This is a genomic window from Photobacterium obscurum, from assembly GCF_026191635.1.
GTDB lineage: Bacteria > Pseudomonadota > Gammaproteobacteria > Enterobacterales > Vibrionaceae > Photobacterium > Photobacterium obscurum.
The window spans coordinates 102,974-119,365 of sequence record NZ_JAKRRW010000013.1 but is presented as its reverse complement, the minus strand read 5'-3'; the positions used below and the strand labels follow the sequence as shown (position 1 = coordinate 119,365).

Below are 16,392 nucleotides of genomic sequence, written 5' to 3'. Positions count from 1 at the left end.
AATAAACAGTATCAATCCAAATTCCGACAAAGTATTACTCGGTAAGTGCTTCAATCCTCGACTTTAACTCCGGGTGAGTACTAAGCCATTCCGGTAGTTCACCATTGCCCTCCGTGGTATTCAACAGTCGAAACATCTGCTGCATTGGAAGCACTGTGCCATATAGGCGCTTCATCTGGCTAGCGGCATACGCGTCGGCTTCTTGCTCAGCAGAACGCGAATATCCCTGAGTGGCCAGGAACACCCCAGCCCCACTGAAAGTATCAATCAGACCGGTGCTCTCGCCGGTCAATACCGCGACTGATGCCGAGAGCAGCGTCGAGCGCACCAAGGATTTCATTATGTGCTGGTGCTGAACATGTCCCAGTTCATGCAGCAGAATACTATCAAGCTGCTCCGGCGTTTCAGCCAAGTCAACCAAAGCATCAAACACGATAACCGAACCGTCACTCAGAGCCATGGCATTCGGGCCAGCTCCCCAGCTACGAAACAGCAATTTAGGTGGTACCGGTAACTGTGGTAGCTGAGCTGTCATATCGGTAAACCGCTGGTTGATAGAAGCTTGCTGCTCGATACTAAGTTCAGTTGGATCCAGCAGGTGTTCATCCAGCGTCGACAGTACATGCTCACCGACAACCACCGAGACTTGCGTCGGCATCCCCCTGGCCAATACCCCGCTCAACCAGGGTATCCCGTGGGTAAAGAACACGACGAACAACAAAACCATCGCCACTAGACTGCCTACGATCAGCGGCAAGCTCCGCTCGACGCGATGCAACCGGGCAGATTGGCGATAATGCAGGGCACTTTCCAACAGGCGCGAGTCATGTGGAATAAATTGCATGCCATCCGGAAAGACAAGTTTAACCGGCAAATCTCCCAGCGGCTCACTGATCTCCAGTTCAGCTAAGGGCAACTCTTGCTGCCCCTGCTCCGTCATGATTCGTAATCGTCCATCCAACAGCAGCTCAACGCTAGCATCATGTTTGGCTGAGCTCCGAGCGAGATGGCAAAAGCCGCTGACAATCATCCGATCCCTATATTCAGATCGAAGGCATTGGCTACCTCGTCTGCCACTGCGGAGCCGGCTGTCACCTCACTCCCTTCAACCACCAGCTTATCAAGGTCACCATTAACCACCGTCATATCGGCAACATACCTGGCACTTCTGACCATGACCCACGGACGGGCGAAGCCCAGTGTCACCACCATCAGCAGGAAGTTAGTCACCATCAGTGATACCAGCCCCCAGGTCGTCATTCGAGAGCCTAAGCAATACTGAGGTTCACCGTCAGTTTTAATTATTCCAAACAAATAGTTACGTATTCTTGCTTGCACAAATCCCATAACGACCAACATGATCAATACCATGCCCGCATAGCCAGTTATTGCGCCAATAATCATCCCCATCGATGCTCCCTGAACAGCAAGCGGATCTGGTGAACCAAGCTGGGATAGCATAGCGAATCCGCCCAGCACTCCAGAAATAAGTGCCATAACTATAGAAAGTCCAGCCCCCAGAAGGCCACCAAGCAGGTAGGTTTTGATATAAACCTTGAGATCCACCTCTCCACTGAAAGCCCGGTCGCCATAGCGATAGCCATTAATAAAGTATGATGCTATTTGCGCCGTGACCCACGCATAGAGAACAAACCCAAGAGCAAGTGTCAAAAATCCTAATACGATCCCCGCGATTAGGTAACTACCACCTACGGCAGTAGCGAAAAAGAAACACAGGAAAAAGAGCAGATATGACAACGCCGGCCAGCCGAGGAACACCCCATAGGACGCTTTCATGGAGCCCGTAAAGTCAAAACGGACATTGCGAAAGCTCGTCACACGGGCATCAAAGCGAGTATTGTTACGTATCAGCCACGGCATCAGCAGGATAAAAACAATCAACAATATCGCTGAAGCTACCGGGAAAAAATTGCTCGCGATAAACCAAGCCGCGACACAGAGCATGGCAATGATCCGCCCCTTGAGGATCTGAATCGGCTTGGCATGATAATCAAACCTGTCGCCCGCCAAATCGGTATTACCATAAAAATATTTCTTCGTTCTGACCTTCGCCCAAGCAGAATAAATCCCCAATGTGACGATACTGAGCAGAAGATTAACAATCCAAATCCCGAAGAATTCACGTCCCCGGCCATAAAACCTAACCTGATTTTCCATGTTTTACTTCCATGATTATTTTAATAAATGTAATGGTATAACCTGCCTGTATTTGTACGTCTCGCAGAAAACATCATCAAAACAAACAAATAGGCACCCAATCATCCCACAAGCATATTAAACAAAACTCACACAAATCAATATCACACAAGCATTTTTTTCCTGCTTCATTAACGAGATTCCGAGCACAGTATCACGCCACTACCAAAGTGCCCCTTGACTTTGTTGCGATACGCAATTAAATATAGTTGTACACCGCAACTTAATGGACCAACTTACATGGATGCCAAAACACTTCGTCAACTCTCCCGCCAATTGGTACGGCAACTTGGTATGCTGGACAACCAATGTGGCAGTATGGCCCTCACACCGGTACAGGCCCATACCCTTATCGAACTGGAAACCGGCGCTATCACCGTTAACGAGATGGCGCTTAGGCTAAATGTCGACAAATCCAATGCCAGTCGAACGCTTGCCGTATTGCTTAACCAGGGATGGGTGAAATCAACGGCTAATCCGGTCGACAAACGAAGCCAGCTATTTCAGCTAACACCGGCTGGCCAAGAAAAGATCGCAGCACTTCACCGGCAACTCAATCGCCAGGTGGATACTTTCCTGGCACAGATGGAACACGACGAAATCTGCCAGCTTGGTACCAGCCTGTCGCGCTACATTAAGGCTATGCAGGTAGTCCCGCAGCAAGACGGTTATGACATCCGCCCCCTCACCCCACTGGACAATGCCTCTGTCGCTGCTGTCATTCGTCGGGTGTCGGCTGAATACGGATTGACCGCCGACAAAGGCTACGGAGTGGCCGACCCGACGCTCGACAGCATGAGCGAGGTCTATCAGCATGAAGGAAGTTGCTATTGGGTTATCGAGCACAATAACCGGATCTTGGGCGGCGGTGGAATTGCCCCGTTATCAGGAGAGAGTCAGGTTTGCGAGCTGCAGAAAATGTACTTTCTGCCAGAATTGCGCGGACGGGGGCTGGCAAGAAAACTGGCAGTTACCGCATTGAACTTTGCCCGCCAGCAGGGCTATAGCGGCTGCTACCTTGAAACCACGGCCAACTTAACCGAGGCAATCGCCCTGTATGAGTCACTCGGCTTTGTCAGAATCTCGCGTGCCATGGGGAATACCGGCCATGATGCCTGCGAGGTCAGAATGCTCAAAACTTTCTAAGGCCAGTTTTAACACCACATCCATTAATTATCAGAACCGTTCAGTAGAGATAATGAATGCAGTCGGTATAACAACGAGGTTATGCCGATAACAAAAAAGCTGGCCATGGCCAGCTTTTCATTCAGCAAGTTCAGTACGAATTATTCTTCGTCTTCAAACTCTTCTTCGTCGTCTTCACCAGACTCGAAGTAAGTGCCCCAGCCGTCATAATCAATCTTGTGCTTTTCAGCCAGCTTGATCAGCTTTTCAGCCTGCTCGTCGATCAGCTCGGCTTTCAGTGCAGACTCCATTACAGCGTCAAAGCAGACAACCTTGCCGCCACCGTCTTCCGGTGCCAGTTCCAGTTCTTCTGCCTCTAGTACTTCAAAGCCCATTTTGAAGGCTTCTACCGCAGCACCTTCCAGCTCTTCAAATGTATCTGCTGAAAAGTGGTGCTCAATGGTATAAAGGGCTTCAGGTTCGCTGCCATCTTCCAGCAATGCCGCAATAATATCGCGGGTTTCTTCCTTCTGCTCTTCAATCAGTTCTGCATAAGACATGGGTAACTCCACCTATGGAATAAATTTGTCCGCAAATATCGCACGGATTGCAGTGAATTTCCACGGCTAATGCCCTTGAATGCGAAACTTGATTTTTATCAAAAGAATGGCAGATTTCACCACCTCCCCTAAAGAGTTAAAAAATGCATAATATTCCCATTTATGCGCCCCCCCTGAATGAAACCAGTGCGGCTTTAACAGAAAAAAACGCATAACCAAACACCTTCGGACAAACCAAGCCTCGCTTATTGGCCATTATTTATCGGATTGTCAGGTTTAGAGATAGTTCGGCATGCATAAAACCCGTCAATAGATTTAAGATGCATGAGCATATCCATCCATTTATTCGTGAAAAATACCCTCTTATGCCTATTTCGTGATTCTTTCGCTGCATAATCGACCCCGAAAAATGTGAACGAAACCAAAGTCACGAGCCACAAGGCAGCATAAAATCACCCCGCAAAACAAAAAACAGACTCGCGGCAAAGACTGCAGAGCTCGTAAAAATAAGAGAGATACGATCATGAGTAAGTTCCACTCCGGCTCAGAGCCAGGACGTCGAAGGCGTACCTTGCAACGCCGGCTCAGAGGAGCTCTCACTTACCAGACCTCAGCAAGCGGTGTAACAAGTCAAAGCGAAACACTGACTGTCGACCACCACTATGAGCCAGGTAATGGGCGCTACAATCTGACGCCAGACCTACACCACTCTTTAGCTCAGATCGCCTCCCTGCATCCATAACAGGGAACGGATGATCCGATCACATTCAGCAACTGCTATCGCTGACTAACGCTCGCGAACAGCGCTGACAATAATCAATCACTGAACATCTTGTTCAGGGAGCACCGTCATGCCAAACAAATTGTTTGGTAAACAGCATGGCCCCTTTGTACTGGCGGCAGTTATAAAGGCAAGGAGACAACAATGACGACGCAAACCGTAAACAAAGAAGAAAAAGGTGGCTTCTTCGCCAACTTTAAATTCCCTTCTGCTTATACCATTCTTTTTGGCCTCATCGCCTTTGTGGCCTTACTCACCTGGGTTGTTCCAGCCGGTCAATACGATCGTGTGATGAACGAAGATCTTGGTAAAGAAGTCCCAGTAACCGGCACATATCAAGCCGTTGAAAATAACCCGCAAGGGGTGGTAGATGTCCTGCTTGCACCAATCGATGGCTTCTACGACCACAACACCTATGAAGCTGCAGCAATTGATGTTTCATTATTCATCCTTGTAATTGGTGGCTTCCTCGGCCTAGTAACCAAAACAGGGGCAATTGATGCCGGTATCGAACGTGTTACCGCGCGCCTGCAAGGTCGAGAAGAAATGATGATTCCGATCCTGATGGCATTGTTTGCCGCGGGGGGTACCATTTACGGTATGGCGGAAGAGTCACTGCCTTTCTACACCTTGCTAGTACCCGTGATGATGGCCGCACGCTTTGACCCTGTGGTAGCTGCCGCAACGGTTCTACTAGGTGCCGGTATCGGTACACTTGGCTCAACAATCAACCCGTTCGCAACTGTTATTGCAGCAAACGCCGCTGGCATCCCGTTCACTGACGGCATCATGCTTCGTGTCGCTATGCTGGTTGTAGGCTGGGTGATCTGTGTTGGCTACGTCATGCGTTATGCGAAAATGGTTCGCGCTGACAAAACCAAATCGATTGTTTTTGACAAATACGAAGAAAACAAAGCCCACTTCCTAGGCAACCAGTCTGGCGAAATGCTGGAGTTCACAACCACCCGTAAAATCATTCTTGCTATCTTTGCCGCTTCTTTCGGCATCATGATCTACGGTGTATCTGTTGCAGGTTGGTGGATGGCTGAAATTTCAGGTATGTTCCTGGCCTCAACCATCATCATCGGTTTGATTGCTCGAATGAGCGAAGAAGAGTTTACGTCTAGCTTCATCGACGGTGCTCGTGACCTACTGGGTGTGGCGCTGATCATCGGTATTGCACGAGGTATCGTGGTAATCATGGACCGCGGTATGATCACCGATACAATCCTGAACACTGCTGAACACGCAGTTACAGGCCTGTCTTCTATCGTGTTCATCAACGTAATGTACTGGCTAGAAATCTTGCTATCTTTCCTAGTACCTTCATCATCAGGTCTGGCTGTACTGACTATGCCTATCATGGCACCGCTGGCTGACTTTGCCGGTGTAAGCCGTGACCTAGTGGTAACCGCTTACCAGTCTGCTTCTGGTATCGTCAACCTGATGACCCCGACGTCTGCCGTCGTAATGGGTGGTTTGGCCATCGCTCGTGTACCTTATGTACGCTGGGTTAAGTGGGTAGCACCACTACTGGGTATTCTGACTATCCTGATTATGGTTATGCTAAGTGTCGGTGCAATGATGTAATTCATTGAATAACATGCAACCTTTCCTAAAGCCGCCTTCGGGCGGTTTTTTATTACCGGTGACAAATTCCCCCTGTTCTGGAGCAACCGCATACAGGTTCATCAACAACAGAAAGTGTCAATGTCAGCACCAACCACAGCAAACCCAGCTCTACGCAGGCGCACGGTTAGACTCCGGACGGTAGTCCGAAACCACTCTCCCTCCAATTTAAAACCTTCCTACAGTCAAAATCGTAAGCAATATTCAATGAATATCCCCAAGCGACGTCAATATTCTAGAAGATAAATAGCAGCTTTATTCCCACGATAAAATTGCAACATTCTAATTCCTTATTTATTAAAAACAGACAAAGCCAATTATTAACCCACCTTTAATATATAAAAAAAAGGATCAAACACGCTATCAATTAAAAATTCAAACGAAAAGTAAATACAACCCAGCATTAAACACAAACAAAATATTGCTTAGTAACAAAGCGATGAAAAGTGACTAAATGCATTAATTCCCCCCTGTATAAAAACTACAAAAACGACCACCACCAAAATAAAAGGAAAAATATTTGTTACCAGACCGGTAACAATTACCAATTATTTAGATAGACAGACAATTAAAGTGCATAAGATTGGTGTTTTCACAACAAGTCAACGTGAGAGGAAAGTGCATAACCTTCCCCGCCACCAATTAAAACCCTTTTAAAACAACGACATATAAAGATAAAACATATGCATAACCCATAAAATTCACATAAAAACCCATGACTGAAAACAAGCTACAAATGCATGAATAATGTTAATAAATTCGATAACTTTAGTTGCCATATTAATAAGTAAAGTGTGACAAATGTCTAAGACTCTAATTAACGAAAGAGTAGAATTAATTACAGAAACGAAGCGAAGGATTAAATAATTCATTAATACCTTCGAAAAAAAACAAATAAAGCTAACGTCATTATGTTGGCATAAAAATAGAGAGATACGATCATGAGTAAGTTCTATGTAGGTTCTGAAGTAGGTCAACTACGCCGCGTTCTTGTTCACCGTCCAGAGCGTGCGCTAACTCACCTAACGCCATCAAACTGTCACGATCTATTATTTGATGATGTACTAGCTGTTGAGCGCGCAGGTGAAGAGCACGATGTATTCGCGAACACTCTTCGCGAGCAAGGCGTAGAAGTTATGCTACTTGGTGACCTTCTAGCGGACACACTAGCAGTACCTGAAGCGAAAGAGTGGCTTCTTAACACTCAAATCTCTGACTACCGCTTCGGCCCAGCATTTGCTAATGACGTTCGCTGCTTCCTAGCAGATCTTCCAAACAAAGAGCTTTCTTCTATTCTTCTAGGCGGCCTAAGCTACGCTGAGCTTCCAGTTAAATCTTCTTCAATGATGCAGGGTATGCACGAGCCTACAGACTTCATCATTGAACCTTTGCCAAACCACCTATTTACTCGCGACACATCTTGCTGGGTATACGGCGGTGTTTCTATCAACCCAATGGCTAAACCAGCTCGTCAGCGCGAAACAAACCATGTCCGCGCAATTTACCGCTGGCACCCAACCTTCGCAGGCCAAGACTTCATCAAGTACTTCGGTGACGAAGAGAAGCTATACGACAACTCAACTATCGAAGGCGGCGACGTACTAGTAATTGGTAAAGGTGCAGTCCTTATCGGTATGTCTGAGCGTACAACACCACAAGGTGTTGAGCAGCTAGCATCTAGCCTATTCAAGCACGGCGAAGCGAAGCAAGTTATTGCAATGCAGCTTCCTAAGCACCGCTCTTGCATGCACCTAGATACAGTAATGACGCACATGCGTGAAGATACTTTCTCTGTCTACCCAGAAGTTGTACGTAAAGACGTTCAATGCTGGAGCCTAACTGGTGACGAATCTGGCGCAGTTAATGTGAAAGAAGAAGGTTACTTCGTTACTGCAATCGAAAAAGCACTGGGTGTTGGTCAGCTTAACCTTATCACTACTGGTGGTGACAGCTTCGAAGCTGAACGTGAGCAGTGGAACGATGCGAACAACGTACTAACTGTTAAACCAGGCGTGGTTATTGGTTACGAGCGTAACGTTTACACCAACGAGAAGTACGACAAAGCCGGCATCACAGTTCTACCAATCCCAGGTGACGAACTAGGCCGCGGCCGCGGTGGCGCACGCTGCATGAGCTGCCCAATCGAACGTGACGGTATCTAAGCCATACTGTCAGACACTTAAGCCCCATAGGCTTAGGCGCTAGGCGAAAATGCCAAGCAAAACAATATGGCCGGTATCACGAATGCCGGCCAATAAAGAATAAAACCAAGAGAGACGATCCCATGACCAAGCAAACTGTTGTTGTTGCACTTGGTGGTAACGCCCTACTACGTCGCGGCGAGCCACTAGAAGCAGATATCCAGCGTCAGAACATTGCTACGGCAGCAAAAACCATCGCAGAAATTGCGAAAGAATATAACGTAGTGTTGGTACACGGAAATGGCCCACAAGTTGGCCTGCTAGCACTGCAGGGTTTGGAATACAAAAAAGTAAATCCATACCCGCTTGATGTACTGGGCTCAGAAACCCAAGGCATGATCGGCTACATCCTAATGCAAGAACTGAAGAACCTACTTCCAGAGCAAAACGTTTCTTGCATGCTTACGCAAATGAGTGTTGATCCAAACGATCCAGCATTTGCTGACCCAACAAAACCTATCGGTCCTGTTTACGATGAAGCAGAAGCTCGTGAACTGGCAGAAAAATACCACTGGACAGTGAAGCCTGACGGTCAGTACTTCCGTCGCGTAGTACCTAGCCCACAGCCTACCGGCATTATCGAAGATGAAGCTATTGCAGCACTAATCAACCAGCAACACCTGGTGATCTGTACTGGCGGCGGCGGCATTCCAGTGAAGAAAGAAAACGGCAAGCTGATTGGTGTTGAAGCGGTTATCGACAAAGACATGTCAGCAGCTTTCCTAGCCAAGCAACTTAACGCAGACGCGCTGCTGATCCTAACCGATGCAGACGCAGTATTCCTGGACTGGGGCAAGCCAACACAAAAAGCCCTACGTAACACAACACCAAGTGAACTAGCACAATACACCTTTGATGCTGGCTCAATGGGACCAAAAATTGATGCCTCTTGCGAGTTCATCAAACAAGGCGGCAAGTTGGTTGGTATCGGCTCACTGGAAGCGGGACTACGCATCCTAAAAGGTGAAGCTGGAACAAATATTGTTGCAGAATAACAGAATAGTTATTCACAAAGACTCCATAATACGATAAACAATACATAATACAGGCCGGCACGCTGCCCTCGCATAACCCGAGTCAGTACCAGCCGGCCAGAGAGATACAGATTCTTAAGAGGAAAACATCATGGCTTTTAATCTTCGCAACCGTAACTTCCTAAAACTTCTAGACTTCACTCCTCGTGAAATTCAGCACATGCTAGAGCTATCTGCAGAGCTGAAAAAAGCCAAGTACAACGGTTACGAGCAGCCACGCCTAACTGGCAAGAACATTGCTCTTATCTTCGAGAAAACATCAACACGTACTCGCTGTGCTTTCGAAGTAGCAGCATACGACCAAGGCGCTAAAGTATCTTACTTGGGCCCATCAGGCTCTCAGATTGGTCACAAAGAATCTATGAAAGATACAGCACGTGTTCTAGGCCGTATGTACGATGGCATTGAATACCGTGGCTTCGGGCAGGAAATCGTTGAAGAACTAGGTACTTACGCTGGTGTTCCTGTATGGAACGGCCTAACAGACGAATTCCACCCAACACAAATCCTGGCTGACTTCCTAACTATGCAAGAGCATGGCCGTGGCAAACAGCTACACGAAATGACGTTCGCTTACCTGGGTGACGCTCGCAACAACATGGGTAACTCTCTAATGGTTGGCGCAGCGAAAATGGGCATGGACATCCGTCTAGTAGCACCAAAAGCGTTCTGGCCTGAAGAAGAGCTAGTAGCTCAGTGCCGCGAAATCGCTGAAGAAACTGGTGCTAAGATCACAATGACTGAAGACGTACAAGAAGGCGTTCAGGGCTGTGACTTCCTATACACTGACGTTTGGGTATCAATGGGTGAAGCGAAAGAAGCTTGGGCTGAGCGTATCAACCTAATGCTTCCTTACCAAGTAAACATGGACATGATCAAAGCAACAGGCAACCCACATGTGAAATTCATGCACTGCCTACCTGCTTTCCATGGTGAAGACACTACTGTTGGTAAAGAGCTGGCACAAGAATACCCAATGCTGAAAGACGGTGTTGAAGTAACTGACGAAGTCGTTGAGTCTAAGCACTCAATCGTGTTCGACGAAGCTGAAAACCGTATGCACACCATCAAAGCTGTTATGGTTGCTACACTGGGTCAGTAATCGACTCTCTTGAGTTTTAAAGATTTGACGTAGAAACCCTTAAAGCTCTTATAATTAATGCCGTCCCTCGGGGCGGCATTTGCATTTTCCTTCACTACCCTGCCTCACCATCACTCTATAAACCACCTAAATTTCAGCAGGTTAACCAGCATCACCAAGCACTCAAAAGCCCCAGATTTTTTGCATAAAATCCCACAAAATGAATAGTTTACGCAAACGCTTGCGCTCACAAAAAATGGGCGTATAATCCTTCGCAATTTGTCAGAACAGAGTTGAAAAATGAACCAGCCAGTTAAGCACAACTTGACTTACTTCCGCCGAAAATCGGCGTTGGTTTTATTTTTCTGTTTTTATCGTTTTTTTAAAAAGAGCCTCCTTTTTTAAGGGGGCTTTTTTTTGTCTGCTTTTTGCGTGAGAGCAGACACTATCAGTTATCTATATAGGGAAGAGAAGCCATGGCGAACTCGTTGTTTCAAAAACACATCATCTCCATTCCGGAACTAAACCGAAGTGAACTTGAACTTATTGTTGAAACTGCTGGAAAACTGAAAGCAGAGCCAAACCCAGAGCTACTAAAAAATAAAGTTGTGGCGAGCTGCTTCTTTGAGCCATCAACACGTACCCGCCTGTCTTTCGAGACTGCCGTTCAGCGCCTAGGTGGTACAGTTATCGGCTTTGATAACGGCGGCAACACCTCGCTAGCCAAGAAAGGGGAAACACTGGCGGACTCGGTGCAAGTTATCTCTTCGTACGTCGACGCTTTTGTCATGCGCCACCCTCAGGAAGGCGCAGCTCGTCTGGCATCTGAATTCTCAAACGGCGTGCCGGTTGTCAACGGTGGTGACGGTGCCAACCAGCACCCAACCCAAACCCTGCTGGATTTATTCAGCATCTTCGAAACCCAAGGACGCCTGGATAACCTGAATGTCGCTTTCGTTGGTGACTTGAAATACGGCCGTACGGTTCACTCCCTGACCCAGGCCCTATCAAAGTTCAACAATGTGAACTTCTTCTTCATTGCTCCGGAAATCTTGGCAATGCCAGATTACATCTGCGAAGAACTGGACGAAGCCGGTATTAGCTACAGCCTCCACAACACTATCGAAGAAGTCATCCCTCAGCTGGACGTTCTGTACATGACCCGTGTCCAGAAGGAACGCTTTGACGAATCCGAATATGCCCACATGAAGGCGGCCTATATCCTGACGGCCGAGATGCTAAAAGAAGCCCGTGACAACCTGAAGGTACTGCACCCGCTGCCACGCGTCGATGAAATCACCGTCGATGTGGACAAGACCAAACACGCTTACTACTTCCAGCAAGCCGAAAATGGTGTATACGCGCGCGAAGCCCTACTAGCACTTGTACTTAACGAACAACTATAAGCAGGAGATGACAGTTATGACTAAGGAAACTCAACTACAGGTTGAAGCAATCAAGAACGGCTCTGTTATCGACCATATTCCGGCAAATGTTGGGATCAAAGTTCTAAAACTGTTCAAAATGCACAAAACCAACCAGCGCGTGACCGTTGGCTTGAACCTGCCATCATCCGCACTGGGCGCCAAGGATCTGATTAAGATTGAAAACATCTTTATCTCGGAAGATCAGGCAAACCAACTGGCTCTTTATGCACCGAAAGCAACCGTCAACCAGATTGAAAACTACGAGGTGGTGAAGAAGCTGAACCTGTCTCTGCCCGAGCAGATCAATGCCATCTTCAAGTGCCCGAACAGCAACTGTATCACCCACGGCGAACCGGTAGACAGCAGCTTCAAGGTCATCGGCAAAAACGAAGACGTACAGCTGAAATGTAAATACTGCGAAAAAGTCTTCTCGCGCGAGATTGTTACCGAGCACAATTAATCCTCGGCAGCCCCCTTGCCTTAAAAATAAGACAACCGGCTCAACTGTGAGCCGGTTTTTTTATTCTCAGTTCTAATACAAACCTGCCCCCTAACCTCGCTCTACTTTTGAACAATCACATCAAAAACCACCGGAACTGAAGCTTGTCAGTGACCGCTGGAACCCTCAGTTCAAAAGGTCGTGGTATGAAGCAGATAGATACTCCCCGTTCACTTTTTCTCCGGTTACATGCAGCCTTACTGTCTCTGTTACTGATCAGCACGTTTTTTCTCTCGGGTTGCATTATGAGCAACGGCCCGGTCAGCCAGGCTTCCAGCAGCAATGCCAATCAAATGGTCATGATCGGTGTTCCCTTGCTGCTTGGCGGATTTGGCTCAGCCGTACCGGTAAACGAGCAGTATATGATCACCGCCAAGCATGTCGCTCAACTGTCTTGGGACTTTGATGTGATCCACCACCCTTACTGCGATCTGTCGCTGATCCGCCGCCACTCCGATTATGTTCCGACCTGGGGGTTGATCTACCCCGACCAACCGGTTTCCCACCACGGCCACTCCGTACTGGGCAACAAAATTAAGGGGGATGGTAAATACCTGCAAGATGTCATCGACACCAATACGGACTGCCTTTATTCCCTCAGTGATGCTCCGGTCATGTCTGGCATGAGTGGCGGCCCGGTATTCAACCAGAACGGTGAAATCGCGGGGATCACGGTTGCGATTGTCCATAATCCAGAAGACCTAGAAAACCTGCGCCCCGCGATTCGTTACAGTCAATTTGTCCCTGCGACCCTGATTTTTGACTGGTTAGATTCACTCGATATCGAGGTATCGTCAGCCAGTACAGAATTAGCCTCAGTCCAGGTTTCCGACTATGTCGCCAGTCTCAACCAACCAAATCGTACGGTCACTAATACTGCAAGTGTTAGAGCAAATGCCGCGCCAACTTCAAACGAAATACCAAAAAATAATATCAACCAATTCTCTTCGCCCAATAACCCAAACGATATAGATACCACGGCATCACAAATCAGTAGTCGAACACCAGTGACCTCAACCTATTTTCCCCCTTCGAAAAGGCGCCCCCAGGAAAACAGCGCCGAAGCCTTGTCAGGTATCAGTAATGAGCCTGAAACCGAGCCTCAGTTAACATCCAAACAACAAAAACACACACCAATGAAGCCATAAAGTCGGCTAAATCAATCGGGAGATAATTCCTCATATTGAGGACAAAATCGGCTTTTTATTTTGGTGATTAGGGTCAATAAAACATTTTTGCATTATTGCTATGATGCTTATGCAAGATTATGCAATCAATTCATTATATCTTGCGCCTATTGCCAGCAATGAAAAATCATACTTATGGCTGCGAAGAGCTCGTCTCCCATCAGCATCATACTGGTAACTATAACGATACGATCTTAATACCCTATAAAATAACAAGGAGTTGCCCGTGAATGGATCCAATATGCACGGAGCGATTGATGTAATTTCTACTGATGAGAGCATCACCACAGCCTGCAAGCGCCTGCTTCAGCAGCAGAGCTTCTCAACCCAGGATGATATCCGCCAGCGGTTAATCGACATGGGTTTTGATGATGTTAGTCAGTCAACCGTCTCGCGCCTGCTTTCCCGACTGGGTGTCGCCAAAGTGCCCAATGCCTATGGCAAAAAAGTCTATTGCCTAACGGTCGAAAATGAACCGGTGCAAGTTGGTTCTTCAATTGCATCGCAGATTGAGTTTATTACCCATAACCAACTGGTGGTGGTTGTCAAAACCCACCCTGGTGGCGCACAACTGGTTGCCCGCCTGATTGATATTCAACCCCATGCTGAGATCCTGGGGACCGTTGGCGGTAATGACACAGTGATGGTCGCCCCCAAAGACATCAATCGTATCGACCACTGCGAGCGCGTGGTCAAGGCTCGACTAGGGATCCCTGTATAACCCGACAAGCGTGCCACAACAGATAGGAAATCCTTTGACCTAAACGATTTTGGGCTGCAAACTAGTGCCCTATCAATGTAGGTTGTGAATGACTTAGTAAGGACAATCAATGACTCAAGTACTACACACAGATCAAGCTCCAGCGGCTATCGGCCCTTACGTACAAGGTGTTGACCTTGGCAATATGGTACTCACTTCAGGTCAGATCCCTGTAAACCCTGCAACGGGTGAAGTGTCTGACGATATCGCTGAGCAGGCACGCCAGTCACTGGAAAATGTAAAAGCAGTGGTTGAATCTTCGGGCCTGAAAGTGGCTGACATTGTGAAGATGACTGTGTTTGTAAAAGACCTGAATGACTTCGCGACAGTCAATGACGTTTACGGCAAGTTCTTTGACGAGCACAATGCCCCTTACCCAGCACGCTCTTGTGTTGAAGTTGCACGTCTGCCTAAAGATGTGAAGATCGAAATCGAAGCGATCGCTGTACGCAAGTAATCGATTTGGGCGAAAAAAAAGCTGTCAGATGACAGCTTTTTTTATATCTGCTCGAATACGGCCTTCAGAGCGTATGTGCCAGAACCTGCGGAAACCAAGCCGTAAATAGTTCAGGCTCAGACTCGACGGCACACTCTAGCTCTGCCTGCGGCCACCAGCGATAGGCCATTACCTCATCGGCATTCGGTGCAATATCAAAATCTGACGCACAGGCAACCAGCACATGATCCAGCTCGTGCTCTACCAGCTGGTTATCCAGTTCGGCGCGATACAGGAAAGTCGCGATATCTTCCAGTTGCCTGATACCGCTGATCCCCATTTCTTCCCCCAGTCGACGTAGCCCAGCCTGCTCCATCGTTTCTCCCTGGCGGGGATGAGAACAGCAGGTATTGGTCCACAGCCCACCGCTGTGATACTTGCCCAAAGCCCGTTGCTGCATCAGAAACTCTCTGCCTTTATCGGTTTCACGGTAGAGCAAAACAGAAAAAGCCAGATGTAAAGCCCCTTCCCGGTGTGCCTGCATTTTTTCCTGCAATCCCTGCACCCGGCCCTGCGGATCCACTAATACAACTTGTTCTTCAATCATGATATCTACATCAACACAAACAAAAAGGACACGCCAAGCATGTCCTTATTTCAATCTAAACCTGCCTTAACAAGGTGATATTATGTCATCACTTTTTTGCTGAGCGCTGACTGGCTTCGACATTGAGCTCGGTCAGTTTGTTTTCCATCATGGTTCGACACTGATCCGACAGCTTACGGACATCTTCTTTAGTATAGCCTTCGGTCGATACCGGCGGCATTACCTCGACAATCACGACTCCGTTGTCCCAACGGTTCATTTTAACATGATCGGTCGAACTACAAACGATTGGGACAACTGGAACCTGTGCCCCGATCGCGGCATGAAACGCCCCCGTCTTGAACGGTAGCAGACCGCGGCCACGAGAGCGGGTACCTTCAGGGAACATCCAGACCGATACCTGAAGCTGTTTGATCTTCTCAACAATCTGGCTAATGGTACCTGCGGCCCGGCTACGATTAGCACGGTCAATCAGAATGTTGCCGGTCAGCCAATACAGCTGGCCAAATAACGGCATCCAAATCAGGCTTTTCTTACCAACGGTTACCGTGCGAGGCATGATGGCACCAGAGACCGTAAACAGGTCGTAGTTATTCTGGTGGTTCGCAACATAAATACTGGCACCAACATCGTCAGCCCCTTCGGCATAACGGAGCTCCAGTTTAATCCCTAGAATACGTGCCATCTTGCAAAAATAACGGCCAACATTATGAACGTTCTTCGGGTTGCGCGGGCTCAGTAAGCAATAGCCGCAACCAAACACAAACATGACAACAGCAAAAATTGTAACGGCGATAATGCGCAACAAAAATATCATGGAGCTCTCCTCAGCGTACAAGCGTTCGCTA

16 protein-coding genes are annotated in these 16,392 nt (G+C 47.7%); 11 read left to right on the top strand and 5 right to left on the bottom strand.

The window, feature by feature from the left end; all coding sequences use genetic code 11:
- Nucleotides 1-34: 34 nt before the first annotated feature.
- Together MD588_RS16370 and MD588_RS16365 are read right to left on the bottom strand one after the other, a co-directional pair.
- Nucleotides 35-1,030, bottom strand: coding sequence for a M48 family metallopeptidase (locus MD588_RS16370; protein ID WP_265698549.1), 996 nt, complete (start codon nt 1,028-1,030; stop codon nt 35-37).
- Nucleotides 1,027-2,178 (bottom strand): YjgN family protein, encoded by a 1,152-nt coding sequence (locus MD588_RS16365; protein WP_265698547.1) that lies wholly within the window; start codon nt 2,176-2,178, stop codon nt 1,027-1,029. The genes MD588_RS16370 and MD588_RS16365 overlap by 4 nt, the downstream gene beginning before the upstream one ends.
- 279 nt (nt 2,179-2,457) lie before the next feature.
- Here MD588_RS16365 and MD588_RS16360 point away from each other — a divergent pair, with 279 nt between their 5' ends.
- Nucleotides 2,458-3,363, top strand: coding sequence for a bifunctional helix-turn-helix transcriptional regulator/GNAT family N-acetyltransferase (locus MD588_RS16360; protein ID WP_265698546.1), 906 nt, complete (start codon nt 2,458-2,460; stop codon nt 3,361-3,363).
- Nucleotides 3,364-3,503: 140 nt separating this feature from the next.
- On the opposite strand, the gene rraB is transcribed toward MD588_RS16360, so the two are convergent.
- A complete protein-coding gene (rraB, locus tag MD588_RS16355; RefSeq protein ID WP_265698544.1) occupies nt 3,504-3,902 on the bottom strand; it encodes a ribonuclease E inhibitor RraB in 399 nt (132 codons plus the stop codon).
- A 523-nt stretch (nt 3,903-4,425) separates the two neighbouring features.
- Between rraB and MD588_RS16350 the strand changes: the two genes are divergently transcribed.
- The 10 genes from MD588_RS16350 to MD588_RS16305 all read left to right on the top strand — a co-directional run bounded on the left by MD588_RS16350 (nt 4,426) and on the right by MD588_RS16305 (nt 14,958).
- Entirely contained in the window at nt 4,426-4,644 is a 219-nt protein-coding gene (locus MD588_RS16350) for a hypothetical protein (protein ID WP_265698542.1), read from the top strand.
- Nucleotides 4,645-4,827: 183 nt separating this feature from the next.
- Nucleotides 4,828-6,273 carry a YfcC family protein gene (locus MD588_RS16345; RefSeq protein ID WP_265698541.1) on the top strand — a complete coding sequence of 482 codons (1,446 nt, stop codon included), beginning with the start codon at nt 4,828-4,830 and terminating at the stop codon, nt 6,271-6,273.
- A gap of 980 nt (nt 6,274-7,253) precedes the next feature.
- Nucleotides 7,254-8,474 (top strand): arginine deiminase, encoded by a 1,221-nt coding sequence (gene arcA / locus MD588_RS16340; protein ID WP_265698540.1) that lies wholly within the window; start codon nt 7,254-7,256, stop codon nt 8,472-8,474.
- A 122-nt stretch (nt 8,475-8,596) separates the two neighbouring features.
- On the top strand, nt 8,597-9,508 hold the full coding sequence (gene arcC, locus MD588_RS16335; RefSeq protein WP_265698539.1) for a carbamate kinase: 912 nt from the start codon (nt 8,597-8,599) through the stop codon (nt 9,506-9,508).
- Between the two features lie 130 nt (nt 9,509-9,638).
- On the top strand, nt 9,639-10,649 hold the full coding sequence (locus MD588_RS16330) for an ornithine carbamoyltransferase (protein ID WP_265698538.1): 1,011 nt from the start codon (nt 9,639-9,641) through the stop codon (nt 10,647-10,649).
- 455 nt (nt 10,650-11,104) lie between these two features.
- On the top strand, nt 11,105-12,034 hold the full coding sequence (gene pyrB, locus MD588_RS16325; protein ID WP_265698537.1) for an aspartate carbamoyltransferase: 930 nt from the start codon (nt 11,105-11,107) through the stop codon (nt 12,032-12,034).
- A gap of 16 nt (nt 12,035-12,050) precedes the next feature.
- Nucleotides 12,051-12,515, top strand: a complete 465-nt coding sequence (pyrI, locus tag MD588_RS16320; protein WP_265698536.1) for an aspartate carbamoyltransferase regulatory subunit — start codon at nt 12,051-12,053, stop codon at nt 12,513-12,515.
- Nucleotides 12,516-12,700: 185 nt separating this feature from the next.
- The gene (locus MD588_RS16315) at nt 12,701-13,702 is read left to right on the top strand and encodes a serine protease (protein WP_265698534.1); all 1,002 of its coding nucleotides are present in this window, start codon (nt 12,701-12,703) and stop codon (nt 13,700-13,702) included.
- Between the two features lie 280 nt (nt 13,703-13,982).
- Complete coding sequence (locus tag MD588_RS16310; RefSeq protein ID WP_265698594.1) at nt 13,983-14,462, top strand: arginine repressor; 480 nt, start codon at nt 13,983-13,985, stop codon at nt 14,460-14,462.
- A gap of 109 nt (nt 14,463-14,571) precedes the next feature.
- On the top strand, nt 14,572-14,958 hold the full coding sequence (locus MD588_RS16305) for a RidA family protein (RefSeq protein ID WP_265698533.1): 387 nt from the start codon (nt 14,572-14,574) through the stop codon (nt 14,956-14,958).
- 64 nt (nt 14,959-15,022) lie between these two features.
- On the opposite strand, the gene idi is transcribed toward MD588_RS16305, so the two are convergent.
- Together idi and MD588_RS16295 are read right to left on the bottom strand one after the other, a co-directional pair.
- Nucleotides 15,023-15,544 (bottom strand): isopentenyl-diphosphate Delta-isomerase, encoded by a 522-nt coding sequence (gene idi, locus MD588_RS16300; protein WP_265698532.1) that lies wholly within the window; start codon nt 15,542-15,544, stop codon nt 15,023-15,025.
- 88 nt (nt 15,545-15,632) lie between these two features.
- Nucleotides 15,633-16,361, bottom strand: coding sequence for a 1-acylglycerol-3-phosphate O-acyltransferase (locus MD588_RS16295; RefSeq protein WP_265698530.1), 729 nt, complete (start codon nt 16,359-16,361; stop codon nt 15,633-15,635).
- Nucleotides 16,362-16,392: the final 31 nt, after the last annotated feature.